The sequence below is a fragment of the Arthrobacter sp. Sr24 genome (genome assembly GCF_054511175.1).
This window is the reverse complement of record NZ_JBTNDB010000028.1, coordinates 23,680-48,095: the sequence shown is the minus strand read 5'-3', so window position 1 is coordinate 48,095 and position 24,416 is coordinate 23,680. Positions and strand designations below refer to the sequence as shown.

Here is a 24,416-nt window from a genome sequence, read left to right as displayed (position 1 = left end):
TTTTTTTTGCTGGGTTTCTTCTTTTCATGTCGGGCTGCTGTGCCGCACCCCCCCCCCCCCCCGCGAAGTTAAGAACTCGATGAAGAGCTAGCCTCGATGCCTACGCGAGGGCGGTCTTGAACTGGGCCATGGCCTCTGCCGCGCCGTAGTTCTCCTCCACGAATTCCGATTCGCTGCCGCTGCGCAGGACCCAATCGCCGGATTCAACGGCTGTCAGTTGGGCCACCACGGCCTCACCGTCAACGCGCAACCGGCGAACCACTGCGGTGGCAGGAAGTCCTTCGGCGGCACCGGTGAGGTATTCATTGCTCAGGTGTAGGGCCAAGTCGAGCATGGCGGCACCGGATTCAATGGGCTGGATTTCGTGTACTCCGTAAGGACTGACGCTGATCAATACGGCGCCGACATTGGATCCCACGGCGAAGAGCACGTGGCTGCTGGTGGGGGTAGTCAGCTTGATTTCCAGCCACTCCTGGGCCTGTGAGAGGACAGTGCCCACCACGGCGCATCTGTCCACGGGAACGATCTTCTCACCTTGCGGTGAAGCGAGTCCGCGCACCATGAGTGTGGTCAGGCCGGCGTTGTGCAGCAACTCATTGTCGCCGTGTGTATCAAGACGAAGCAGCCCTAAAGTGACGGCAGCAGATTCCGTTGGGGTCATCGACAGTAGGACAAGAAGCTCATGGTCTGTCATGCGAAGTTCGGTGTCAGTCATATCCCCAGCCTACGTTGCGGGGCGCAAGCAGGAAGCAACAAAAACCAAGTAGTGGCAGGCAGGGCCGGTGAGGTTAGATCGGGCCGAAGGACCTGTCGGCGTGTGGAGCCCACCAATTAAGGTGAATGGCCTCGAGCTCGTGACGAAGCGCAGGCGTGTTTTCCAGGTAGCCCCGGAAATCGCGGTGGGCCGGGATCCTCACGGCGCCTTGGAAGATTGCCATGGTCTGAGGAAAAAGCAAGAAACGGTAAATGCTCTGGGGAACCTCCAGCAGGATGGAATCAACTTTTCACGGGGCAGGAGCCAAAACCAAAGCGCAACTGAAGGTCTTAGAAGTTTGCTGAAGTTTGCTGCCCGAGTTGGCCATCGTCTTGGCGAGCGCAATGAGCTGTCTTGGGTCCGCCACGATCTTACCGCCTGCCATGCATGGGGCACCCACCGTGCTCGCCACCCGCCTTTTCACTTTTTGGGGTCCGCGGCCTAGATGCCGTGGCTCATCCACTCACCGTAGTTCAGCCTTCGATTCCTCACGATAGGGAGTTCTTAGCATGCGAGCCTCTGCGCCCGATAGAATCAACGCATGCTTTCTCCCTATGACCCCTCCACCGAATATTCGCATTGGGATTCCGGGCTCTGGACCCGCGTTCTGGCCGCATCCGGCGTGCGCAACCCTCTTACCGGCACCGCGTTTACTGAAGCGATGCTGTCAGGGTTGGCAGGTGGCATCGGGTTCATGATCTTCACGTTTGAATACAAGAACATCACCACGGCATCGGCCGTCACGCGCTTCCACCCCGGCCCGTACACGGAGAATTTGTTGCGTCGTAGCGGTGCTGCCGCCAATATCCAGCAGACATCCAGCGCATCCTTGGCCCAGAGCCGGCTGGACGCCGCGCTGGAAACGGGAGTTCCCGCCGTCGTCCGTGTTGTCCGCGGCAAGTTACCTTGGGTGGCTGCGGATCCGTTGGCAGATATGGAATCTGTTGACATGGCCGTGGTGGGCCGTGACGGCGAGGATTACCTGATGGACGACGGCGGCGGCAGACTTGAGCGAATCAGTCCCGTCGCGCTGGCGCAGGCGCGCAGTTCCCGAAAAGCGGACAAGCATTGGCAGGCCCATATAGTCACTGGCGCCGGCTCCGTGGCGGAGGAACTGGAAGGCGAAGCACTGACCGCCGAGGTGGTGCGGCATTCGATGGCGGAGACCGCGCAGGAATTGCTTTCGGAGCAGGCACCACAGGGAGTGCCGCCGGGGTACGCCCGGAATTTTGGTGTTTTGGGGCTTTCGACATGGGCACAGCGGCTGACCGATCCCACCTCCAAGCATGGCTGGATGCGGCTCTTTGCCGACCCGAAACGAGCGGCGACGGGGCTAGAGATGCTCCATGGGCTGCTGGCTGGCCGGCGATTCAGCGGACCTGGCGCCTTACGCCCGTTGTATGCGCAATTCCTCCGGGAAGTGGCGACAGACGGGGAGGCGGTGTCCGGCGTCGAACGTGGGAGTTTACTGGAGGCCGCCGCGCAATATGACTCGCTGGGCGCGCATTGGGATGCCCTGGTGGCGCAGGTGGGCGCCGACGGAGAGCCGGACTTCGCCGCGATGGCAACGCAAGTAGAGGCCATTGCCGTGCTGGAAAACGCGGCAGCACAGGAGCTACAAGCGGCGGCAGGCGTCATTTAATGCCTGTGGCCCCGCCTGAGATAGGCTAGGGGCGTGACTTATGAGATTGAGATTGGCCGTGGAAAGCGTGGGCGCCGCGCATATTCGTTGGATGAGATTTCGATTGTGCCTGCCCGGCGCACCCGTGATCCCCAGGATGTTTCGGTGAAATGGCAGATCGATGCCTACCAGTTCGAGGTGCCCGTCATTGGTGCGCCCATGGACTCCGTCATGTCCCCAGAGACCGCCATTGCCCTAGGCAAGCTGGGCGGACTCGGTGTCCTTGACCTGGAAGGGCTATGGACTCGCTACGAAGATCCGCAGCCGGTTCTGGATGAGATTGCCACGTTGGAAGGCTCGGTCATTGAACCTGCGACCACCCGGCGCTTGCAGGAAATCTACGCAGCTCCCATTCAGGCTGAACTGATCACGGCCCGTTTGGCGGAGATCCGCGCAGCTGGTGTGACGGTGGCTGGGTCCTTGACCCCGCAGCGAACGCAGGAGTTCTACAAGACAGTAGTGGCCGCCGGCGTTGACATCTTTGTCATCCGCGGCACTACCGTCTCAGCCGAACACGTTTCCAAAACCACTGAACCGTTGAACCTCAAGCAGTTCATTTACGAACTCGATGTCCCCGTTATTGTGGGCGGTGCCGCCGGTTACACCTCCGCGCTGCACCTCATGCGGACCGGCGCAGCAGGGGTCTTGGTTGGCTTCGGCGGCGGCGCCTCCACCACCACCAGCCGGGCCTTGGGCATCCGCTCGCCCATGGCCAGTGCCATCTCCGACGTCGCCGCAGCACGCCGTGACTACATGGATGAGTCCGGCGGCCGTTACGTGCATGTCATTGCCGACGGCGGCATGGGTTCCAGCGGCGACATCGTCAAGGCCATCGCCATGGGGGCCGACGCCGTCATGCTCGGCGCTGCGCTGTCCCGAGCCTCGGAGGCACCCGGGCAGGGCTGGCACTGGGGTGCTGAGGCACACCACCAAGAACTGCCGCGCGGCCACCGCGTGAAGATGGACACCGTGGGAACTCTGGCCGAAGTGCTGTACGGCCCGGCCCACCGTTCCGATGGATCCTCCAACTTGATTGGTGCGCTGCGCCGTTCCATGGCAACCACCGGTTACTCCGATTTGAAGGAATTTCAGCGGATTGACGTCATCGTCAACCCGCGCTAGCCCACAACCGGCTACCAGCCCGTAGCTTTTGACTAGCGTTTAGGCCAAGAAGTGCCCCGATCCCCCGGATCGGGGCACTTCTTTGATTTTCCCTTGAGGACGGTCCCCAGAAAATGCCCAGGCGGGGCCCATCGCTTGGTGCCCGCACTAACCTGACAGCGCCCATGTAACAAGCCTCTGCGCATAGACTGGTGCGAAGGTTTACTCTCACCACCCGCCATTGAAAGGCACTGATGACTCCGGGCTCGCTGGAACGCTATGAAACAGAACTGACCAACTCCGGGCTGGTCATTTTGGAAATGGTGGCGGAGACCAAAGAAGATGCCGCAGCCCAATTGGCCGCCAAGCTCTTTGAGCAGGAACGGATTTCGGATCTTTCCGGCTTCCTCAAAGACGTCAATGCGCGTGAACACCAGATGGCCACGGGGCTCCCCGGTGGGATCGGTTTGCCTCACGCCAGAAGCGAGTTCGTCCAGCAAATATCCATCGCCGTGGGGATCACCAAATTTGGGCACAGCCTGGATTTCGGTGCCGTCGACGGTCCGGCAACCGTGATTTTGCTCATAGCAACGCCGGCTAGTTCCTTCTCCGCACACCTTGAAGTTTTGGCCACCTTGGCCAGATCACTGTTCAAGGAGAACTTCCGCGAGTCACTGCGCCGGGCCCACGATACAGAAGTTATTGCCGAGCTCATCAACTCAACTTTGGTGTTTTTCGACCACTGACCCTTCGGTCACTGACCCTAGTTCCGCTAAGGGCGTTGGTGCCTGCATTCGTCGTTCTACACAGATACGAAGTACCGTTAGTAGTGTGTTAAAAACTGCCCTCAAACCCAAATGGATTGCCGCACTGGTGTTTGCGCTGGCCGTCGCCGCCGTACTTGTCCTCTTGAGCCAATGGCAACTTGCCAGTTCCCTTGAGAAGGACGTGGCCCCGCCCTCGGTCACAGAAAAAGTGCAACCACTGCTGGAAACAGTCGTCCCTGGCAAAGCGATGACGGGTAATTTTGAGGGTCAATTGGTAACCGCCACTGGCCATTTTGACACCGACAAACAAGTTTTGGTGCCATCTCGCCTCGAAGCGGACAAAATTGGCTACTGGGTCGTCACAGCCTTCGTGGTGGATGGCGCCCCGACCCTGCAAGGTGTTGCCGCCACACCGGAGGTAGTCATTCCCGTGGCCCGCGGCTGGATTGCCGCGCCCAGCGACGCCACCACCGCGCCAGAAGGTGAGGTGCAACTTGAAGGTCGGTTGCTGAACGCCGAAGGTCCTGAGGTTTCTGCCAATATTCCGGAGGGCCAAATTTCAGCAGTGGCCACCGCCGAGCTGACCAATCTTTGGGATGTCACCACCTACTCGGCCTACATCGTCTCGCACCATGAAGTGGTAGGTGGGACCGACCTTGGAGCTTCGGCCAACACCGGGAAGATGGTTCCCATCACCGTCACTGCCACCGACCAAAATGACAAGGTGAACTGGCTCAACATTTTCTACGCCATCGAGTGGGTAGTTTTCGCCGGATTCGCACTCTTTCTGTGGTGGCGACTGGTGGCAGATGACTACCGCCGCGAAAAAGATGAACTTTTCGATATTAACTCCGACGATGACTCCGATACTGACCCAGACCTAGATCCGGACAGCAACCCGTACAGTGACCCGGAAACTGAAACCAGCATCCCACGTCCCAAAGCCTAGGGCTGGTGCACCAGCTCATGCAGGAACCATGTTTTTTCGCTTCAGAACAGAATGAGGAGCACCGGCAGTGACCGAGCCCATGAACACCGAATCAGCCCCAGCTGCACAGCCTGCAACTACTGCACAGCCCGCGCAGGAGGCCGCAACCCGGCCCGCCGCCAAGCCGGCACCTAAGCGACGTTTTGGTGGAACACCGGCCCAGATCTTGATCGCGTTGAAGTTCTACAAGTACCTGGCCTACGCCACCGGTGCCATGTTGCTGTTGTTGACTGTGGAGTTGATTCTTCGGTACGCGTTCACCAGTGTCCTCGTCGCTGGTGGCACAGACACCACCGGCGCACCTCACGGCTTCGGGTTGGTCAGCATTGACGGCGGGGTCATGCCCGTCACCGGTGGCGTGAACCTATCCACCATGGTGCTGATCGTGCACGGCTGGATGTACGTGGTCTACCTCATCGCGGATTTCCGTCTCTGGACCCTGATGCGTTGGCCATTCAGTAAGCTGATACTCATCGCCTTGGGTGGTGTAGTTCCGTTCCTATCCTTCTTTGTTGAAGCTAAGGTTCACAAGGAAGTACTGGCCGAGGTTGCAGCCAATCCCAAAGCAGGCAAGCGGTACTAAAGTATTTTTGAGTTAGACCAAAAGGTCCGTCCACGACGGGCCTTTTGGTGTATCTGGTCACTGAAATGAGCCCACTGGGGCTAGCGTGCCGTGCCGTAGGTTAAGATCATAGGGTGACTAATCCCGCTACGGCCCAGACTTCCCAGAAGCCCGTCCTGGTTGTGGACTACGGTGCCCAGTACGCCCAGTTGATTGCGCGCCGCGTGCGTGAGGCCAATGTGTACTCGGAAATCGTGCCGCATACCTATACAACTGAGCAGCTGCTGGCTAAAAACCCAGCTGCCATCATCCTTTCCGGTGGACCTTCAAGTGTCTACGCAGAAGGAGCGCCGATCGTTGGTGCCGACCTGTTTGAAGCAGGCATCCCCGTTCTCGGCATTTGCTATGGCTTCCAGGCCATGGCCGCAGCCCTCGGCGGAACTGTTGCACAGACTGGTCTGCGCGAATACGGTTCCACTCAGGTTCAGATCCTGGGCGAAAGCCGCTCCATCCTCAGCTCCACCAACGCTGACCAGACCACATGGATGAGCCACGGCGACAGCGTGCAGGAAGCCCCTGAGGGCTTCGATGTGCTCGCTTCCTCCGCTGGAGCACCCGTTGCTGCCTTCGCTAACGAGGAAAAGTGCCTCTTCGGTGTCCAATGGCACCCCGAGGTCAAGCACTCCGAGTTCGGCCAGAAGGTGTTGGAGAACTTCCTGTTCAACGGCGCCAAGCTGGAAAAGAACTGGACTGCCACCAGCATTTTGGATGAGCAAGTTGAACTCATCCGCAATCAGGTTGGGTCCGCCCGGGTCCTGTGCGGACTCTCCGGAGGCGTTGACTCGGCTGTGGCGGCTGCTCTGGTGCAGCGCGCCGTGGGCGATCAGCTCACCTGCGTGTTCGTCAACCACGGCCTGCTGCGCCAAGGCGAAGCAGAGCAGGTAGAGCTGGACTTTGTCGCTTCAACCGGCGCCAAGCTGTACGTCGCCAACGAACAGGACCGCTTCCTGAACGCCTTGGCTGGAGTTTCTGACCCCGAGACCAAGCGCAAAATCATTGGCCGCGAATTCATCCGCGCCTTCGAGGAAGCGGAGCGTGCCATCATGGCCGAAGCCGCTTCCGAGGGCGAAGAGATCAAGTTCCTGGTCCAGGGCACCCTGTACCCCGACGTCGTGGAATCCGGCGGCGGCGAAGGCGCTGCAAACATCAAGAGCCACCACAACGTAGGCGGCCTGCCTGAAGATCTGCGATTTGAGCTCGTCGAGCCGCTGCGTGCACTCTTCAAGGACGAGGTGCGCGCAGTTGGTGCCGAGCTGGGTCTGCCGGCCGAGATCGTTGGCCGCCAGCCGTTCCCCGGCCCCGGCCTGGGAATCCGCATCGTCGGTGAAATCACCGGTGAACGTCTGGAACTGTTGCGCAAGGCTGACGCGATTGCCCGCGCCGAACTCACCGCAGCTGGCCTGGACAACGAAGTGTGGCAGATGCCGGTTGTACTGCTGGCCGATGTCCGCAGCGTCGGTGTCATGGGCGATGGCCGCACCTACGGTCACCCGATCGTCCTGCGTCCGGTGTCCTCCGAGGACGCTATGACAGCGGACTGGTCGCGCTTGCCGTACGATCTGTTGGCTAAGATCTCCAACCGAATCACCAATGAGGTCGAAGGTGTCAACCGAGTTGTTTTGGACGTTACGTCCAAGCCACCGGGAACCATTGAGTGGGAGTAATTCCCTAGGCGACACCGGAGAGCACCAATAAGGCCTATATTTCGGGTCTAATTTGGTGCTCTCCCGTGTGCCGAACAGGTAATGGAGGGCTAGGGGCGATAGCCTGAATTACATGTCAGTATGGTCAAGACCGTTCCGCTCAAGTGCAGAGAAGAAGGCACCCGTGTCCGAAGTTGCAGGGCCCAAGGAGAGCTCCTTGGAGCTCCAAGCCTGGCTTGCGGGATTGGACTCATATTCCGGTTCCGACACCTCGCTTGCCTTCGCAATCACCGATCACGGCAGCATCTCCCTCACACACGCCCACCCATCAGGTCTGGCGCAGTTACTTGCCGGTCGCAAAACCCGCCTGTCAACGCTCATCCGCGAACCGGAACAATACGGCGCAGCCAAGAAAGCCGCCGCCGCGCTGCGAGCCAAAATTTTTGAACTCAGCACCGATCGTGGGATCGACGTCGGATACCTCGGCGCCGGAATGGCCCGCTGGCCTGCTGATGGACACAGTGGCGCCGACGTCTGCGCGCCCGTGCTGCTGGCCGCCGTCGCACTTACCGTGCGCCCCGGCCAAGACGATTACGAACTCCAGCTCATGGAGCAGGCTCAAATAAATCCCGCACTGGTCAAGCACCTCTCGCAAAACACCAGCATCCGGTTGGATGCTCCTGCCCTTGGACGGCTGGCCTACAGCACAGCACGCTTCGATCCGGCACCGGTTCTAGATCGGATCCGCTCACTGCTGGCACCCATTCCGGGATCCAGCGTGGAGCATGAACTGGTGGTCTCCACTTTCGCTTTCTTAGCCGATAACCTCAACGACCCAGCGCTTCTTGAAGGCGCCGAACTCGTCGAAACGCTGCAGCAACACAGCAGTGACGATGTCCTCCCGGTGGAACTGGAACCAGATTTCTCGCGGTTCACTGCACTTGATGAGCGCAACCCCGAAGATGAACTGCTGGTGCTCGACGCCGATCCGCAGCAGCAGTACGTGCTGGATATGATTCGGGCCGGAGAATCCGTGCTGGTCTCCACACCCCCTGGAACTGGCCAGACCCAGACTGCCATCAACGCGATCGCACAGTTGGTCCATGACGGCAAGAGTGTCTTGGTTGTGGGTGAACGGCGGGGCACGCTCAATGAGCTAGCCCAGATTCTGAGCGATCATGATCTTGATTCCCTGTTGTTGCAGCTCAGTGCCCAAAGTGGTCCGCAGCAAATTAAGTCGCAGCTGATCCGTGCCATTACCCGCAATGAAAAAGCTGTGGAACCCCAGCTAGGCAACTTGCACGAGACCCTAGTGGACCACCGCCACCAGCTGATTGATCACGTAGCAAGTCTGCACAATGTGCGTGAACGCTGGGGTTGCTCGCCCTATCAGGCCATGCAGTCGTTGGCCGAACTGACCTCGATCCATCCGGCGCCTTCCACCACTGTGCGCCTTAAGCGAAGCGTGCTGGACAGCATTCGCGACCGCAAGGAGCTCAGCGCCCGACTGCGCCGGGCCGCGGAGCTAGGCGCATTCAGTCAAGTTGCTGTCAGTAGCGCTTGGCATGGTGCCCGCATGGTCACCCGCAAGGAAACTGAAGCCGCTTATTCGTTGGCTGAGCAACTCCACAGCCAGGTACCGGTGTTTTCCAAGAAGATGCAGGAAGTGGCTGATTTTGGCCAGATCCGTCAAGGAAACACCTTTGCCGAGTGGGGACGTCAGCTGAATATGCTGGTGGCTATCCGGGAAAGCCTGGACAAGTTCAGTGCTGACATTTTTGACTGGTCCACAGATGACATGATTGCCGCCACGGCATCCAGTGCATGGCGCCGCGAACGCGGCATTGAGATGCCAGCACTGCAACGGGCTAGATTCCGCCGAAATGCTAGGGATCTGGTGCGCCCGGGTGTGCACATCGCCGATCTGCACGCATCGCTGGTTCTGGTGAACGAACAAAGCGCGCTGTGGGCGGAAGCGGCCACCAGCAAGCGCCATCCTACGGTGCCATCCGGGTTGGCGGAATTGAGCCGCACTTTCGTCGCGCTGCGGGAGAAACTGCTCAAACTCGGCACAGTCCTAGAGCGTACCGTTGATGGCGGAGACCTGCTGAACTTCAACGCAGGGGAATTGATTGGCCGCCTCGAGGCGCTGGTTGATTCGCAGGAAACTTTGGAGACCCTGCCCGAGCGCACCCTGTTGCTTGAAGGAATGCGCGAACAAGGCCTGGGCGAATTGCTGAACGATCTTGCCCGGCGGGAAGTTCCTGCTTCACAAACCAGTTCAGAGCTCGAACTGGCATGGTGGCAGTCCGCTCTGGAAGCCATGATCAGCGGTGACGAGTACCTTGCCATGTCCGACGGCGAGAACCTCCGCCGTTTGGAAGCCGAGTTCCGCCTCGCGGACCAAGCTCATGTTGCCTCGGGCCCTGGGCGCATCCGCTGGGGCTTGGCCCAAGACTGGTCGGAGGTCCTGGCTGGCCGCAACCGCCAGGGTGAAATGCTCCGAAACGTTCTCAAGGACGGCAGGGTTTCTTTGGCCGCGCTCAGCGCCCAGGCGCCGGACCTGCTGCGCAATCTGGCGCCTGTGTTTGTTTTGAGCCCTTTGGTGGTGCCAACAGCACTTCCCACCGGGTACCGATTCGACACCGTAGTCATTCTCGATGCTGAGTCCACGTCGCTGCAATCGGCGTTGCCCTCCCTGGCACGTGCCGATCAAGTGGTGGCCTTTGGTGATGAGCAGACAGCTTGCCCGAAGAGTTTCACGGTGGCCGTCAGCGCCCCCGAGAACCGTCAACAGGAGCAACACCCCCTAGAGAGTGTTTTTGGGGCGTTGTCGCGAGTTCTGCCGCGTCACCGACTCACTGTTTCCTACCGCGCCGTCGACGAAGAGCTGGTCCGTCAGCTCAGTACCGGCTTCTACGACTCACAGCTGGAACGGCTGCCGGATGGGCGGGCCCTCACAGGGCTCGAACGCGCCGTGAGTGTTGATTACTTGCCCGATGGCAAGGGATTGCCCGGCACAGACAGTGGTGGCGTCGAATCAGTGGTGGCCGAGGTGAACCGGGTCGTAGACCTCGTCTTCGAACACGCCAGGGTTCGCCCTCGCGAGTCATTAGCCATCATCACCGCTAGCGATCGGCACGCAGTTCGGGTGGCCCAAGCCATCCGTTTGCAAATGGCAAACCACCCACTGCTGGCAGATTTCTTTGCGTCAGGTCCTGAGTCTTTCCGCGTGGTTACCGTAGACAGAGCTGCTGGTCTGGTCAGAGACAGGGTTATCTTCTCCTTGGGCTACGGCCGCACCCCGCATGGCCGCGCCCTGCACGGTTTTGGACCGCTGTCAGAACCCGACGGACGCGCCAAATTTGCGTTGGCCATGACGCGTGCCCGCTCCCATGTCCATATCGTCACGTGCTTCCGTCCCGAGGACTTGGACGTCAGCCGCCTGAGTTTTGGCGCAGTGGACTTCTTTGAGCTACTTGACCGTGAGATGGCAGGCAACTCTCTGCTGGGCACCCCTGCCAGCCGCGCGTTGGACAGCGAAAAGGAAACTGGTGAAGACCCTCTGGTCGCCGATCTTGCTGATAGGCTCCGCGCCCGGGGCGCCCGCGTGTGGCACCACTATGACGGCGCTCTGGACATGGCGGCGGCACCGGATCCCATCCAACTGCTGGGCCGTGAAGATCACGAAATTCCCGTGCCTGTTGCTGTCGAATCTGACGGTACCGCCAAATACCAGAAGATGAGTGTGCGTGAACGTAGCAGACTCCGCCCGCAGATGTTGGAGCGGCTTGGCTGGCGCTACGTTTCACTATGGACGATCGAGGTCTTCACCGACCCGTCAAGTTGCGCTGATCAGATTGCCTTGTACCTTGGCATGGGTTCAACCGCAGGTGACGCAGATCTTTCTTCCCTCATGGGCAACTCATTGGACACGTCTATGACGGCTGTCATTGATTCGCCGCGTTCGCGCCGCCGCCAAGGCGCTGAGTCTGTACAAGGCGCCGAATCTGTACCCAGTGCGGACGCAGAAATGCTGTCGGCACAATCGGGTGCGGACAACGCCGAGAACAACACAGAATCTGAAGAAGGAGTACCGCTGATGGGCGAGCAAGCGGAGAGCGTCAAAGACACAGCTGTAGAAAAAGACACTGCCACAGGCGCAATGACAGACTCTGAGTCCGGCTCGGAGGAAGGCAGCAAAACTGCATCCGCTGAGGCTGAAGCTGAGCTGTTGCCCAAAATTGCCCCGCACGATGCAGACCACACCTGGGGCGATGCCGCTTCCGACCGTGGACACGACGCTTGGTTGCGCGAAAACAAACCCCCGCATTGGGGATAAAGAACGTTAGGACCACCATGGCCACGCCGCCAAAAATCCCAGGTCTGGGGGCCTTCACTGACCATAAGTCAGGACCTCCCATACCGGCAACACCCCGTTTTGTGACAGCGGCGGCGTGGTTTCTTTGCCTTGCCGCCGTCATGCAACTCCTGGCCTCGGTCTTTGCCATAATGCATGCCGTTTCGCCCGAGCGACGGGCTGTTCTGGAAGCCCAGCATGCCACGATGGCCGAGAACGGGCCCAGTTTGGAAGCGCTCCAAAACATCGACGTCTTGACTGTGGTCTTGTCCGCTTTGGTAACTGCTGGTGCGTACGCACTCTTCAGTTTTTACTTGGTGAAGGGCAAATCCTGGGCGCGAATGGGCGCCGGAATCCTGGTGGCACTGACGCTTATCCAGCTGGTGGGTGTGAGCTACCCAGAAGGGTTCAGCACCCTGGCTCAAGTGATTTGCGGCGTACTAGCAATCGCTCTGTGCTATTTGCCAGATTCTAGTAAGTTCTTTGCAGCTGTGAAGTCCCCACGCTCCTAGCCGGCCGTCCCGGAGACTGAATAGTCAGACGCTGAGGTCTTGGCCACTGCCGGGTTGGCGAGCGAAGAGTTGGCAATAGAAACATGGTTGCATCAGGGCACAAGAATCAAAAACACCTTGCCGTGAGTGCTGGCGCCAGCTAGCTGTAACGCCTGCTCTCCCGACGCCGCGACGACAACCATCCCCTCAACGTTTTGAGCAGGCAAGAAACCGTTGCTTGACTGCGCCAATTCCGGAGTCCAGAGGACTGGAACGGCACTGGCAAGGATTTCGTTGTCCACGGGACCAACCATTGTTTCCGAGCGGCTGAGCACGACTGTGACCAACTGGCCTTGACTCAGCAGGGAGAGAGTTGCCGGATCGCTGACACGAAGTGGGACTGCTTGAGTCCCGGGTGGGGATCCGATCAGGAGCTCGTTGCCCAACATCGATGCATCAGTGAGGACTTCACCTCGACGCATCGGCCCGGAGAGTTGGCGTCCCAGCCATACCGGTTGGCTATTTTCGTCGGACGATTGCGCTGCTGAGCTTGAATGTGGTGCCGTGTAAGTATCTTGTCCGCCTCCATCTTCAGTGCTCAGAACTTCAGTGCCCGCATTTTCAGTGCTGGGAACGGTGGCGAAAGCACCGTCGGGGACTATTCCACGGGCCACGGCGGCTACCCTCACATCATGATGCGCCAAGGCGTGGCCGGCAGGCAGGTCACGAATCGTCACCAGAACCTGCACCGTAGCCGGGGCCGAGGGGGTGAGTTGCTGAACGGTGATAGCGGCAGCCAGACAGAGAAGCAGTGCCGCCAGCAGTCTTCTGCGTCGAAGCGCTATTCGGCGTAATCGCTGAAAAACGTTCGGCCGTCGTGAGCGATTCGACCAGTTATTCCACTGCCACGAAGGACCCGGATATCCCTGGGGGTGCTGGGTGGCTCGAGCCGTCTTCATGAATCCACGTTAGGGAATGCGGCTGTCCGGTAAAAGACCCCAATACCCGATTGTGGAGAACCTCAGGGCTGCCGATCCTGTGACGGAATCAACGCCGAGTTAGCTGCCGGTACTTGCCGTGACAGGGGTCTTGGCGGCAGTGGAGGAGTTGGAACCGCCAGATCCGGTTGAGTCAGCACTTGAGGAGCTGGCGCCCGCAGTGCTTGTGGTGGAACCGGACTCTGACCCAGATGTACCCGACGTAGCAACGGCGGGTACGGTGCTGGAGGTGCTGCGGGAATCGGTACGGTAGAAACCTGAACCCTTGAATACAACTCCCACCGAGTTGAACTTCTTACGCAGGGTGCCGCGGCATTCGGGGCAGACGGTCAAAGAATCCTCGGAAAAGCTCTGCTGGATGTCAAAGGCATGTCCGCAATCTTTGCAGGCATAGGCGTATGTGGGCACTGAAGTTCCTCCTGTAAACATGCTTTAGGGACCCTGTTACTGACAACTGCTCGGTTGGCAATCCATGGTCCCTACATTGGATTCTACCACCGGGGGTAAAACGCCAGAGCGGTGCGTGGCATTCCCGGGAAACCGCTCCGCCCATTAGCTCAGTGGATTGGTGTCCTGCTGATTTAGCCCTCCTCCCAACGGAATCCAAGCAGACGGTGTCAAGGCATAATCCACGGGCATGTCCAGGCTGTCGTAAGGAAGTGTCCCTGCGGGCAGGCATTCATCATCATAAATAACGGCTGCTAGTGGAACCCCGGAGACACCGGCTAAGAATCTGTCGTAATAGCCGCCACCTTGGCCGAGCCGGATACCTGCCGTGTCAACGGCGAGTGCAGGAACAATGATCGCCCTCACTTGATCGTTGCTGGAGGAACCCCCAGCTCCTACTGACAAGACCTCAAACGAGATACGCGGGCCTATTGGCTCCATGACGGGTGCCAATTCGCTTCTTATCAATTGCACATCTGGATGCCAGCGGACCCAGCTGAGCCGAAAGTCGGGTTCGCAGACAGGGATGTAGATGCTGTACCCGGCCGCAGTGCAGGCACGCAATATTTCCTGGGTGGGTGGCTCATAACCCGTTGAAATATAGGCGCAGACCACCATTCCCGGATGGCCTCCCGAGAGTGTTGTCAGCCAATCCAGTGTGTTCTTCGTCAAGTTGGCCTCAGTGGTGTTCACGCTCATAGCGTCTGCGGAACCGCCGGACTGAGCTGCGTCGGCACCGGCTGTCGCCCGCCGTCGTGCACGAATAAGAGTACGCAGGGCAACTTTGTCCATGGTGATCCGACTGATCCAATCATTGCGTGGGAGCTAGTGTCTAAGTCACTGTATCGGGGGTTTTTGGCGGAGTTCGGTTAGCCTTGGGGCATGACTTCTGCACAGCGTGTACGTAAAGCGGTAATTCCTGCAGCCGGCTTGGGCACTCGATTCCTGCCTGCCACCAAGGCGATGCCTAAGGAAATGCTGCCTGTTGTTGATAAACCAGCTATCCAGTATGTGGTTCAGGAAGCTGTGAGTGCTGGCCTGACCGATGTTCTGATGATCACCGGCCGTAACAAGCGGGCCTTGGAAGATCACTTTGACCGTGTTCCTGTCACCGAGCTTCTGCTGCAGGAAAAGGGCGATACCGAACGCCTTGCAGCAGTCCAGCATGCTACCGACCTAGGCGAGATCCACTACGTCCGTCAGGGTGACCCCAAGGGCCTAGGCCACGCAGTGTTGCGTGCCAAGACGCACGTGGGCTATGAGCCGTTCGCTGTTCTGCTCGGTGATGACCTGATTGATGAACGCGATGAACTCTTGACCACCATGATCGAAGTTCAGCAACGCACAGGTGGATCCGTTGTGGCCTTGATCGAAGTGCCTCGGGACAAGATTTCTTCCTACGGTTGCGCCGACATGACTGTGGTTGATGGCGAAGATTATGTCCGGGTCAACCACTTGGTTGAGAAGCCCGCTGTGGAGGACGCACCCTCAAACTTGGCAGTCATTGGCCGCTACGTACTGCACCCGGCAGTGTTTGAAGTCCTCGAAAACACTCGTCCGGGACGTGGGGATGAAATCCAGCTGACGGATGCGCTACAGACCTTATCCACGATGGACGGCGAGGGTGGCGGCGTCTATGGTGTTGTTTTCTCCGGACGTCGTTACGACACTGGCGATAAGTTGAGCTACCTCAAAGCAGTAGTGACCCTAGGTTGCGAAAACGACGAGCTCGGTGCAGATCTACGTGAATGGCTGGGCGAATTCACAGCTGACTTCAAGGCCTAGCTGGGTGTGGGGGCAGGCCATCTGGCCGGTTAAGTTGGAATGCGGCGATTTGATCCTGCGCCCCATCAAGCTGCGCGATCAGGGTGAATGGACGCGTGTTCGCGCACGCAACGCTGCTTGGCTTGAGCCGTGGGAAGCCAGTAGTCCTGCCGGTCCAGGGCAACTTCCCACCTACACGGGGATGGTCCGGGCCCTGAACCGGCAGGCCAGAGAAGCTGCTGCGCTGCCGTTCATCATCACCGAGCGGATACCGGGTGTATCCAGGCCTGCCATTGTGGGGCAACTGACTATTTCCTCCATTGTGTGGGGTTCAGCGATGTCAGCCACGCTGGGCTATTGGGTCGATCAGGATCGAGCCGGCAGGGGCATAGTGCCGACGGCAGTTGCCATGGCCACCGACCACTGCTTTCAAGCTCTGGGGTTACACCGGATGGAAATCAACATTCGCCCGGAAAATACTGCAAGTCTGCGCGTCGTTGAGAAACTCGGATTTCGTGACGAGGGCTTGCGTCCGCGGTTTCTGCACATCAATGGTCGCTGGGCCGATCACAGGAGTTTTGCTCTGACCTCGGAGGAAGTCCCTGAAGGGATTCTGGCCAGGTGGCTGGCGCGGGGACCCCAAGGGGGGTAGAGGATAGCTGAGCCAGTCCAAGGAACGCCAGTCGCGGCGTCACGGACATTCCCGGGGCGTAAGAAATGAGAGTTTTCCGGCCTTGGATGGCGACACACCGGCAGTAATGCTGGGAGGGGCATGTTTCCCCTTTAGGGTTGAAATGTGGCCGGACGCGCGCAGCCGGTCCACCTAATCCAGCAGTTGCAGGAGACGTCAATGGAAAGCACTACTTCCGACGCCCACACCCACGTGGAGCCGGGACCTTCAACCGCTATGCCCTCGGCAGCTCTGAAACCATTACAGATCCGTTGGGGCAGGACACTTTTTGCCTGTGTAGGTTTGCTTGCTCTCTTGACAGCAGGGATTTCCGGGGCGTTGAACGTGTTTTCCCTAGGTTCGCCAGCCGTGGCATGGGCCGCCTTGGCAGTTTTTGCTGGTGTCATCGTTGCGCTTCGGCTCCTCGCAGTACGAGATCAGACCGCGCGACGCAACGCTTACAACGAATCCCTGGCAGCAACCAAGGGCGCTGTGGAAGAATCCACGATTGAGGCCTCTGAGCCGCGTGAAACAACACTTTTTGACGGAGCGGAGGGCGCTCCGCCGGCTCCCGTGCAGAAGCCGCTGACCGCTGAAGAGTTGCGCGCAGCAGCGCTACGTGTGGCGGCCAAGGGGAGTGCCGATGCCAAGCTTGCGCACACCCAAACGCTGGCTGAAGGCGAACTTGAACCTGAAACGTGGGAACCCGTAGAGGTACCCGTCCCCGGTTACGTCACCGCCGCCCGATCGTTGAGCCTGGAGAAGCCGCTGAATCTTCCGGAAGCGCCAAAGTCTGCCGGAACCTCCATCAAGGCCGACCAGGCCGGGGTGGGCGCCCCCTCCGGAAACGAAGGCGTCGCAGTTGTGCCGGATGTTCCCCTCGAGGCAGGCGAAGTTCCCGCCAAGACAGCGCCTGCTGCTGTAGAACGCAGCCAGTATGCTTTGAATAATCTCGACGACGTCCTGCAGCGGCGCCGCGCCTAGTTTCACTTCTTCAAACAGCTGGGTCCTTTGGGCCCGGCTGTTTTGCTTTGAGTTCAGGCGTACTGTGAGCCTCACGGTGTTGATAGCTGTGGTGGGAGGAGCCGGACTTGCTGGCCGAGCCGTGCTCCGTCATGCGGTTTCTGCCGGTTACCAAGTGCGCTGCCTGAGCCGGCGTCTGCCCACAGCCCAGCAGTAGATGGCAGGTGTGGGGTATGTTCAAGCCGGCCTTGGGGGCCGGAACTGGTGTGGCCTGGGCATTCGCGGGTGTGTAGGTTGTCATTGACACCCTCCACGCGCACTCTGGTCCTGCACTGCGGGCCGCCCGCTACTTCTGGCGCTGTGCTGAATGCCGCTGCGCAGGCCGCGCGGGCCCGGAGCTACGGAAAAGCGGAGCTGATAACCACGGTGGTGGCGGCAACTCAGTTCCACAACCTGGTTGCTGGAATCTTCGTCGGTGGTGCAAAAATTGCTGTCATACCAGCGTTCATGGGAGTTTCGGTCCAGTCAATTTCGACGGCGGATGTAACGGCCGTGCTGGTGAGCGAAGCCCTGCGGGGTGGCCAAGAAAACGAATACGTCCTTGCTAGTGGGCCTGCTGTCCAGTCAATGCATGAGCTAGCCCTTCTATGGAAGCTGGCTACTGGGAGCAAGGCGCTCCTCTCAGCCATGTCTTTGCCAGGCTCCTTTGGCGCTTTTTTTGGGCAGAAAAACCTGCTGCCCGCGCATGCTGTGGGGAACCTGCTGCCCGCGCATGCTGTGGGGGAGGAATCTTTCGAAGCTTGGTTAACTAAGTCAGCTAAGGCCTAGGGACACTCACCGCTCAGCTTGTCATTCCTGGGGGAAGTAGTGCGATGTAATGTGTGACGCCTGTTTTTATTGAATCGCACATGGCTTCTTTGGGGCTATGGCACAGTTGGTAGCGCGCCTGGTTCGCGTCGAAGAAGCCAGGACTTCGAATCTCCTTAGCTCCACCAAGCAGTCATGATGACGTGCGATTCAGTCGCTGCCAAGCATCTTCAGCCCAGCTCGTCCTTGCCTACGCGAAGGGACATCAGTCATTGCCTTTCTAAAACACCGGGTATATCGTTAGGTATCGGTAAGTATCGTTCGCGATTGGTTGAGGAGATCACAATGCACAACAATTCATTCCCAGCAGGCGGCTTCATGGGTAACAACTTTGATGGCATGTGGCAGGCCGTGGAGGAGTTTCGCTCGAAATTTGAAAAGCGCTCCGGAACCCGAGCTGGCCGGGGAGAGCTGCGTTCGGCGGTGTTGGCTCTGCTGGCCGAGCGTCCCATGCACGGCTACCAGATCATTCGTGAAATTGAGGAACGCAGCGGCGGCAATTGGAAGCCCAGTGCTGGTTCCGTTTATCCAACGCTGCAGCTCTTGGCTGATGAAGGCTTGGTCAGCGCAGAGGAGTCCAATGGTCGAAAGATCTACTCGTTGACTGAATCCGGCCGGGCCGACGTCGCTAGTTCTGAGACGAAGGCACCTTGGGACTCCGCCAGTCCGGCAACGGGTAGTGGCTTCGCTGCCCTCCCCAAGGCCGGAGTTGAACTTGCCCAGGCAGCAGCTCAGGTGGGGCGTACCGGCTCACCTGAGCAGATAGAGGAAGCAGTGCAAGTCCTCAAAGAAGCGCGACGCCGGCTCTACTCGATCCTCGCCCAAGACTGACAAGACTGACAAAGGTGACATCGGTCCACCAAAAGAAAGCGAAGTCGCGCAGCGGCGCGGGTCTACACCGCGCTCGCTACCGGCGGATCCTGCGCTTTGCAGCATGGCATTTGGCAGTGACGTGGTGGTTTGAACTTTTCCTCCCTCGCATCTGGCTGGGCAAGGTTGCCGAACGTAATCGGGCCCAGCGGATGCGGCGTTTTGCGCGGCACTTCCATGATCTGGCGGTGGAACTGGGCGGCTTGATGATCAAGGTGGGGCAGTTCATGTCCTCTAGGCTTGATGTGCTCCCACCGGAGATCACTGCCGAACTCGAAGGCCTGCAGGATGAGGTCCCGCCCGTACCCTTTACTGCAATCCGGGCTTTGGCCGAGTCGGAGCTAGGTGCGCCGCTGGAGACGCTGTTTGCGTCGGTTGACCCGGAACCTATCGCCGCCGCGTCCCTTGGGCAGGCCCACCGAGCACGGCTGCGCTCCGATGATGCTGCCGAGACTGGACTGGACGCTGTGGTGTTGAAGGTGCAGCGGCCCGGTATTGCAGAAATTGTTGCGGTTGATCTGGCTGCACTGCGGAAAGTGGGTCGCTGGCTTAGTCATATTCGTCTCGTGTCGGACCGGGCCAATGCGCCGGCGTTGGTGGAAGAGTTCGCCAAGACCAGCTATGAGGAGATCGACTATCTAAACGAAGCGGTAAATCTAGAACGCTTTGCCGAGGACTTCGCCAACGATGCGCGTGTAAAGGTTCCCCAAGTGGCGTGGGAGCGCACGACACGCCAAGTGCTCACGCTTGAAGACGTTACAGCCATCAAGATTACTGACTCCCAACGGCTCTTGGCTGCGGGCATAGATCCCGCCATCGTTGCCCCGGTCTTCGCGGAGATCATGTTTGAGCAGTTATTTACTAACGGCTTTTTCCACGCGGATCCGCACCCCGGAAACATCTTTATTACGCCAAACCCAGCTCCGTCTGCAGAGCACCCGTGGACAGTGACGTTCATTGACTTCGGCATGATGGGGGAGGTCTCGGCCCAGACACGTGGCGGCCTGCGAAAGCTGTTGATTGCGGCTGCGGGCCGTAACGGGAAAGGGCTTGTTGAGGCGATCGACGACGTGGGTGTGCTGGTGCCCTCGACTGATACTGCTGCACTTGAGCATGCCATGGCCGAGCTCTTTTCCCGGTTTGGTGGGATGGGATTCGCGGAGTTGAGGGAGGTGGACCCCCGCGAATTCAGTGATTTTGCGTCCGAGTTTGGTGACGTGGTCCGGTCCCTGCCGTTCCAGCTGCCGGAGAACTTCTTGCTCATCATTCGGGCAATGTCCTTGACCTCGGGTGTGTGTAGCTCCTTGGATTCAAGATTTAATCTGTGGGATTCGGTGGAGCCCTTTGCGACTCAGCTCCTGCGCGATGAGCGAGGCAACTTGGTGAGGGACGTCGCTAAAGAAGCGTTCGACGCCGCGTCTCTCACCTTGCGCTTGCCCAAACGCCTGGATGCCTTACTGACCCGGCTAGAGGATGGTTCGCAGCAGGTGTCCAACCCTCACATGGAACGGCACCTGGCGCGGTTGGTCAGAATCGCCCAAGGCGGGGTATCCGCCGTCGTATTTGCTGCGTTACTCATCTCCGGAGCGGTGATCAGAGCTGATGACGGTGTACTTGGAAGCGTTCTGATGATTGTCTCGGCAGTGCCCCTACTGCATGGGTTGTGGGCGGGGCGGCCACGTCGGTGAGCACGAGCCGAACAAGATCAAGCCCCATCATTTCATTAGTTAGCCTAGCTAGTAATAACATAGCAACAATATAAATTTAGCTAGGTACTGGTGAAGGGTGAAACTCATGCCGACGACTTCGAGAAGAAGATGGCTTGGGCTGGTTTTTATCAGCCTCGCCGTCTCCTTGATTATTGTTGACTCAACCATTGTCAATGTCGCCATCCCTGCCATCGTTGATGATTTGGGGGTCAGTTCTACCCAAGTCCAGTGGATTCAAGAGTCTTACACGCTAGTCTTCGCGGCGCTGCTACTGGTCTTTGGGGTTTTGGCTGACAGATTCGGCCGACGCAGACTGTTGCTCCTCGGTGTCATCATTTTTGCCTCAGCTTCAGTTCTGGCCGCATTGAGCCAGAGTGGCGATTTGCTGATCGGTTCGCGTATTCTCCAAGGCATTGGTGGCGCCATGGTCTTGCCCACCACGCTCTCCATTATCAATTCCACCTTCCGGGGCAAGGAAAGGGCACTAGCCTTCGCTGTTTGGGGTTCCACGATTGGCGGGATGTCGGCAGTTGGTCCCTTGCTGGGTGGCTGGTTGACCACGTACTTCTCGTGGCGCTGGGCATTTGGCATCAATATCCCACTGGGCGTCATCATAGTCATTGGATTACTGCTGTCCGTGGACGAGTCTTCTGATAGTGGCTCCAAGAGAGCCATTGATTTTGGTGGCGCTGCACTATCCATAGTCACCTGTGCAACACTGGTTTTTGGGCTCATTGAAGGCCGGAATTATGGCTGGTTGCTCGTTGATAACCCCTTCAGCGTGGGAGGCTGGACGTGGCCATTTGAGCTTTCGCCAGTTCCGGTTGCCTTTGCGATCAGCGTGTTGGCAGGGGTCATCTTCGTGCAGAACGGACGTTCGCGTGCTCGCCGCGGAGCGGCTACGCTGCTGGACTTCAGTCTCTTTTCCATCCCTTCCTTCCGTAATGGAAATATCGCTGCCATGATCGTGAGCATGGGTGAGTTCGGGATCATTTTGTCCCTGCCGATCTGGCTCCAGAACGTCCTAGGATATTCGGCACTTCAGACAGGACTTTTGCTGCTTCCGCTGGCCGCGGGATCCTTCGCGGCGAGCGGATTCGCCGGGGCCTTCGGTAACAAGATCAAGCCGGTGACTATCGTGCGGGTAGGGATAGGGCTGGAAATCGTTGGCGTGGCCTTATTGGGTGTGATGATCAGTTCGGACACTTCGTGGGGAGCGTTTGTGCCCTTCTTGTTCATTTACGGCTTGGGTGTTGGGCTTGCAACAGCACAGCTCACCGGAGTGGTCCTGAAGGATATTTCTCCGTTCAAGAGCGGGCAGGCCTCTGGGACGCAAAGCACCGCCCGGCAAGTAGGCTCCGCCTTGGGTATCGCTGTCTTGGGAACAATTCTGTTCACTACGGCCACAGTGAAGCTGGATAACTCGTTGCAGGAGCAAAACCTGCCCCAGACGGTGAGGGAAAAAACTGTGACCGCAGTGGTGGAAAGTTCCGGAGCCTATATAAGCGTCCTGCAGGAAGATCCCGCCAATCAGGTTGTTGCCGAAGCAGCACGTGACGCGTTCTCCAATGGAACGAAATACTCCGCCTACTTTGCCGCGGGATTCCTCACCCTAGGCCTGATAGCTACATCATCTTTGGGCGGGGGAGTATCACGAAAGGACCCGGCGCGAGGAGTGGATGGCACCGATGAGGAGTCCGCTACTTCGGCCTGATCTGCGCGGGAAGTCCTGAGTCGAATAAGCCACTGTTGCGGCGTCGAAGCGGATTGCCTAGGAACCGCCACAAGCACGTTTCAGCGTCTTAGAGAAGGCACAAAAAGAGGGCTGATGCTGTGGAGCATCAGCCCTCTCAACGGCTTCTGGCGAGCTGTCTCTCGCGGTATTCCGAGAGCGCGATTGAAGCCTTTGGGTAATTGCTATTTTGGTCTGCGAGAATCCCCGAGGCCGCCTATAGCGTCGTATTCAATCTTTCCCGTCCGGGGATCGAACTGCGGCCGTTGTAGGTGTGCAAACTCGCCTGCTGTGCGTCCTCCGAATGGTCGGCCGTGATCTGCGTATTCCTCTCGGAAGAACACTAGGCGCCACGGTCCCAAGATGATTCTGGCGCCGGTTCGCAAGATCCTTGGTTCCGAGTCTTTAGCGTGATCGCCTTGCGGAACAAAAACGTACTCGTCTTGTTCTGTATGAATAATTTTCCCGTGAACTGCTGCAAGGTCGGGCAATTTGAAGTGTGCTTCGGCCCCGCTGCCCATGACCGTTGTTTCCAACGTGAGGTTATATTCGCGTGGCGGCAAGCCGTTCCATGTTTCACTGTCCCGGACAAAGATGAGGCGTGGGCGTCCTCCCCCTCTAGCGTAATGAGTGGTAGTGGGCTTCATTCGATACCGTCTTTGGAAAGTTGGCGATAGCGGAAGTGGCGTGGATGGTGGCATGAGGCTTGCGCTGGCACGTCCAGACCCTTGCGCCTTGACCACGGTGGCCCAGGTGCTCGCCTTGCCTAGCTTGATATGCGGTGATCTGGTGACGATCTTCTGGACAGCAGAGACTTCTACTGCCCCGATGCTGGCAATGGTTCCTTCCGGGACGGAAATTCTCACGGTAATTCCCCGTTTTGCCAATGCTTCGGCCACAGTCCGCAAAGCTGGCAATTGACGTCTGGAGCCAAGCCTGAACAGTGCTGCACTGTCCGTGTGGACGTGAATTTCACGCCCGCTGGCCTCAATTTTGCCAGCCACAACGGTGGCTTCATGGTCTTCATCTGCGGGCAGAGTCGTGGAGAATTCAAGATCGATGTCAAAACGCATGGTTCACCGCTTACTGCTGTAATTCTGCGGAAGAGGCGCTTTCATTGTCACTTGTGGTCACCCGCAGGGTGCCATTGAATTTCCAGGTTGCTCTCGGGGCATCAGGTCCGATGTCCCGTGGGACCTCCACCGTCATATCCATGAAACTGTAGTTGACCACAGCCCCACGTCCAGTGAGATAGGACCAGAGCTGCTGTCCCAAATCGGACCAGTCGCTCACTGGTACTGATCGGAAATCCTCGGCGAGTGAATCTTTTTCTGTCATGACGTTCCCTTCACATCGGTTCATGCTGGCAGGTGTTGACTGCCAGCAGCGCCATGGGGTCAGCTCCTACTTGGCGGCTGATGATTGTGCGCTTGATGTAACCATAATGAGGTCGCGTTCAGATTGCTAGAGTGGCGTGCTTCACACGAAGGTAATAGTTAAGTTTTCTTACACCTAGCCGCGTTGACATCTTTACTCCTCTCACTTCGAGCGAAGTGGGCTTTGTATCTTGCCGCATACTCAGCGAGGAGTCCAGCCTTGGACTCCTCCGCTGGGAGTTCTGACGTTTCAGTCAGCCCGCCACCGTGCCTCATGGTGCACGAATGTGGCTTGTAACGATGAACGATGCAAGCAATCCCGCAGATGGAAAAAGTCGCCCATCAAGGTTGAGTCGATCAGAAACAGCCACGCGGCACATATCCTACTCAGCCAAGGCCCCGTGCGCCCTGTAATGCAGCAGGTGAGTAGTGCAGCAGGTGAACCGCTACTGCGTAAGGTCCGGGAGTGCATTCCAAGGACTACTAAGGTGCCGGCTCGTGGCAGGCGTGGGAGAGAGTAGAACTCCGGTGGCCAGTGCCAGCACGGCAAGACATCTGGATCAGGATTCCTGCGCCAACAACTGGCCGGAGAGCTGAGGAGGTGGTACCAGGG

Annotated in this window: 21 protein-coding genes; 15 read left to right on the top strand and 6 right to left on the bottom strand. The window is 58.6% G+C overall.

Translation table 11 applies throughout. From position 1 onward, the window contains the following. Positions 1 to 100 precede the first annotated feature (100 nt). Positions 101 to 715, bottom strand: coding sequence for a hypothetical protein (locus ACX80D_RS15250; RefSeq protein WP_459323721.1), 615 nt, complete (start codon positions 713 to 715; stop codon positions 101 to 103). A 580-nt stretch (positions 716 to 1,295) separates the two neighbouring features. On the opposite strand from ACX80D_RS15250, the gene ACX80D_RS15245 reads away from it, so the two are divergent. The 8 genes from ACX80D_RS15245 (at position 1,296) to ACX80D_RS15210 (ending at position 12,428) form a co-directional block, all read left to right on the top strand. Further along, positions 1,296 to 2,396 (top strand): BtrH N-terminal domain-containing protein, encoded by a 1,101-nt coding sequence (locus tag ACX80D_RS15245; protein WP_459323720.1) that lies wholly within the window; start codon positions 1,296 to 1,298, stop codon positions 2,394 to 2,396. Positions 2,397 to 2,429: 33 nt separating this feature from the next. Next, complete coding sequence (locus ACX80D_RS15240; protein WP_459323719.1) at positions 2,430 to 3,557, top strand: GuaB3 family IMP dehydrogenase-related protein; 1,128 nt, start codon at positions 2,430 to 2,432, stop codon at positions 3,555 to 3,557. Between the two features lie 233 nt (positions 3,558 to 3,790). Beyond that, positions 3,791 to 4,282, top strand: coding sequence for a PTS sugar transporter subunit IIA (locus ACX80D_RS15235; RefSeq protein ID WP_459323718.1), 492 nt, complete (start codon positions 3,791 to 3,793; stop codon positions 4,280 to 4,282). A gap of 85 nt (positions 4,283 to 4,367) precedes the next feature. After that, positions 4,368 to 5,252, top strand: a complete 885-nt coding sequence (locus ACX80D_RS15230; protein ID WP_459323717.1) for an SURF1 family protein — start codon at positions 4,368 to 4,370, stop codon at positions 5,250 to 5,252. A 79-nt stretch (positions 5,253 to 5,331) separates the two neighbouring features. Then, positions 5,332 to 5,874, top strand: a complete 543-nt coding sequence (locus ACX80D_RS15225) for a DUF3817 domain-containing protein (RefSeq protein ID WP_459323724.1) — start codon at positions 5,332 to 5,334, stop codon at positions 5,872 to 5,874. 113 nt (positions 5,875 to 5,987) lie between these two features. Next, on the top strand, positions 5,988 to 7,577 hold the full coding sequence (guaA, locus tag ACX80D_RS15220) for a glutamine-hydrolyzing GMP synthase (protein ID WP_459323716.1): 1,590 nt from the start codon (positions 5,988 to 5,990) through the stop codon (positions 7,575 to 7,577). 112 nt (positions 7,578 to 7,689) lie between these two features. Further along, positions 7,690 to 11,898 (top strand): DUF4011 domain-containing protein, encoded by a 4,209-nt coding sequence (locus ACX80D_RS15215; RefSeq protein ID WP_459323715.1) that lies wholly within the window; start codon positions 7,690 to 7,692, stop codon positions 11,896 to 11,898. Between the two features lie 17 nt (positions 11,899 to 11,915). Next, the gene (locus tag ACX80D_RS15210) at positions 11,916 to 12,428 is read left to right on the top strand and encodes a hypothetical protein (protein ID WP_459323714.1); all 513 of its coding nucleotides are present in this window, start codon (positions 11,916 to 11,918) and stop codon (positions 12,426 to 12,428) included. 92 nt (positions 12,429 to 12,520) lie between these two features. Here the strand turns inward: ACX80D_RS15210 and ACX80D_RS15205 are convergent, their stop codons facing one another. The 3 genes from ACX80D_RS15205 to ACX80D_RS15195 form a co-directional block, all read right to left on the bottom strand. Next, positions 12,521 to 13,366, bottom strand: coding sequence for a CpaB family protein (locus ACX80D_RS15205; protein ID WP_459323713.1), 846 nt, complete (start codon positions 13,364 to 13,366; stop codon positions 12,521 to 12,523). A 99-nt stretch (positions 13,367 to 13,465) separates the two neighbouring features. Continuing rightward, positions 13,466 to 13,813 carry an FmdB family zinc ribbon protein gene (locus ACX80D_RS15200; protein WP_459323712.1) on the bottom strand — a complete coding sequence of 116 codons (348 nt, stop codon included), beginning with the start codon at positions 13,811 to 13,813 and terminating at the stop codon, positions 13,466 to 13,468. A gap of 144 nt (positions 13,814 to 13,957) precedes the next feature. Then, the gene (locus ACX80D_RS15195) at positions 13,958 to 14,644 is read right to left on the bottom strand and encodes a 5-formyltetrahydrofolate cyclo-ligase (RefSeq protein WP_459323711.1); all 687 of its coding nucleotides are present in this window, start codon (positions 14,642 to 14,644) and stop codon (positions 13,958 to 13,960) included. A gap of 90 nt (positions 14,645 to 14,734) precedes the next feature. On the opposite strand from ACX80D_RS15195, the gene galU reads away from it, so the two are divergent. From galU to ACX80D_RS15160, 7 genes are all read left to right on the top strand, one after another. Then, positions 14,735 to 15,637, top strand: coding sequence for a UTP--glucose-1-phosphate uridylyltransferase GalU (gene galU / locus ACX80D_RS15190; protein WP_459323710.1), 903 nt, complete (start codon positions 14,735 to 14,737; stop codon positions 15,635 to 15,637). Positions 15,638 to 15,641: 4 nt separating this feature from the next. Then, positions 15,642 to 16,268, top strand: coding sequence for a GNAT family N-acetyltransferase (locus ACX80D_RS15185; RefSeq protein ID WP_459323709.1), 627 nt, complete (start codon positions 15,642 to 15,644; stop codon positions 16,266 to 16,268). Positions 16,269 to 16,466: 198 nt separating this feature from the next. Beyond that, positions 16,467 to 17,270 carry a hypothetical protein gene (locus tag ACX80D_RS15180; RefSeq protein ID WP_459323708.1) on the top strand — a complete coding sequence of 268 codons (804 nt, stop codon included), beginning with the start codon at positions 16,467 to 16,469 and terminating at the stop codon, positions 17,268 to 17,270. A gap of 279 nt (positions 17,271 to 17,549) precedes the next feature. Beyond that, entirely contained in the window at positions 17,550 to 18,077 is a 528-nt protein-coding gene (locus tag ACX80D_RS15175) for a hypothetical protein (protein ID WP_459323707.1), read from the top strand. 357 nt (positions 18,078 to 18,434) lie between these two features. After that, positions 18,435 to 18,947 (top strand): PadR family transcriptional regulator, encoded by a 513-nt coding sequence (locus tag ACX80D_RS15170; protein WP_459323723.1) that lies wholly within the window; start codon positions 18,435 to 18,437, stop codon positions 18,945 to 18,947. A 14-nt stretch (positions 18,948 to 18,961) separates the two neighbouring features. After that, a complete protein-coding gene (locus ACX80D_RS15165) occupies positions 18,962 to 20,674 on the top strand; it encodes an ABC1 kinase family protein (protein WP_459323706.1) in 1,713 nt (570 codons plus the stop codon). Between the two features lie 106 nt (positions 20,675 to 20,780). Further along, complete coding sequence (locus ACX80D_RS15160) at positions 20,781 to 22,409, top strand: DHA2 family efflux MFS transporter permease subunit (protein ID WP_459323705.1); 1,629 nt, start codon at positions 20,781 to 20,783, stop codon at positions 22,407 to 22,409. Between the two features lie 203 nt (positions 22,410 to 22,612). Here ACX80D_RS15160 and ACX80D_RS15155 read toward each other — a convergent pair whose 3' ends face one another. Then, positions 22,613 to 23,500: an FHA domain-containing protein gene (locus ACX80D_RS15155; protein ID WP_459323704.1), complete on the bottom strand. Its 888-nt coding sequence runs from the start codon at positions 23,498 to 23,500 to the stop codon at positions 22,613 to 22,615. 10 nt (positions 23,501 to 23,510) lie between these two features. Beyond that, the gene (locus tag ACX80D_RS15150; protein ID WP_459323703.1) at positions 23,511 to 23,765 is read right to left on the bottom strand and encodes a hypothetical protein; all 255 of its coding nucleotides are present in this window, start codon (positions 23,763 to 23,765) and stop codon (positions 23,511 to 23,513) included. Positions 23,766 to 24,416: the final 651 nt, after the last annotated feature.

Bases quoted from the DNA above. Each gene is read 5' to 3' on its own strand.
- ACX80D_RS15250 (WP_459323721.1), bottom strand. From the start codon at position 715: ATGACTGACACCGAACTTCGCATGACAGACCATGAGCTTCTTGTCCTA.
- ACX80D_RS15245 (WP_459323720.1), top strand. From the start codon at position 1,296: ATGCTTTCTCCCTATGACCCCTCCACCGAATATTCGCATTGGGATTCC.
- ACX80D_RS15235 (WP_459323718.1), top strand. From the start codon at position 3,791: ATGACTCCGGGCTCGCTGGAACGCTATGAAACAGAACTGACCAACTCC.
- ACX80D_RS15225 (WP_459323724.1), top strand. From the start codon at position 5,332: ATGAACACCGAATCAGCCCCAGCTGCACAGCCTGCAACTACTGCACAG.
- ACX80D_RS15215 (WP_459323715.1), top strand. From the start codon at position 7,690: ATGTCAGTATGGTCAAGACCGTTCCGCTCAAGTGCAGAGAAGAAGGCA.
- ACX80D_RS15210 (WP_459323714.1), top strand. From the start codon at position 11,916: ATGGCCACGCCGCCAAAAATCCCAGGTCTGGGGGCCTTCACTGACCAT.
- ACX80D_RS15205 (WP_459323713.1), bottom strand. From the start codon at position 13,366: ATGAAGACGGCTCGAGCCACCCAGCACCCCCAGGGATATCCGGGTCCT.
- ACX80D_RS15195 (WP_459323711.1), bottom strand. From the start codon at position 14,644: ATGGACAAAGTTGCCCTGCGTACTCTTATTCGTGCACGACGGCGGGCG.
- galU (WP_459323710.1), top strand. From the start codon at position 14,735: ATGACTTCTGCACAGCGTGTACGTAAAGCGGTAATTCCTGCAGCCGGC.
- ACX80D_RS15180 (WP_459323708.1), top strand. From the start codon at position 16,467: ATGGAAAGCACTACTTCCGACGCCCACACCCACGTGGAGCCGGGACCT.
- ACX80D_RS15170 (WP_459323723.1), top strand. From the start codon at position 18,435: ATGGGTAACAACTTTGATGGCATGTGGCAGGCCGTGGAGGAGTTTCGC.
- ACX80D_RS15160 (WP_459323705.1), top strand. From the start codon at position 20,781: ATGCCGACGACTTCGAGAAGAAGATGGCTTGGGCTGGTTTTTATCAGC.
- ACX80D_RS15155 (WP_459323704.1), bottom strand. From the start codon at position 23,500: ATGCGTTTTGACATCGATCTTGAATTCTCCACGACTCTGCCCGCAGAT.
- ACX80D_RS15150 (WP_459323703.1), bottom strand. From the start codon at position 23,765: ATGACAGAAAAAGATTCACTCGCCGAGGATTTCCGATCAGTACCAGTG.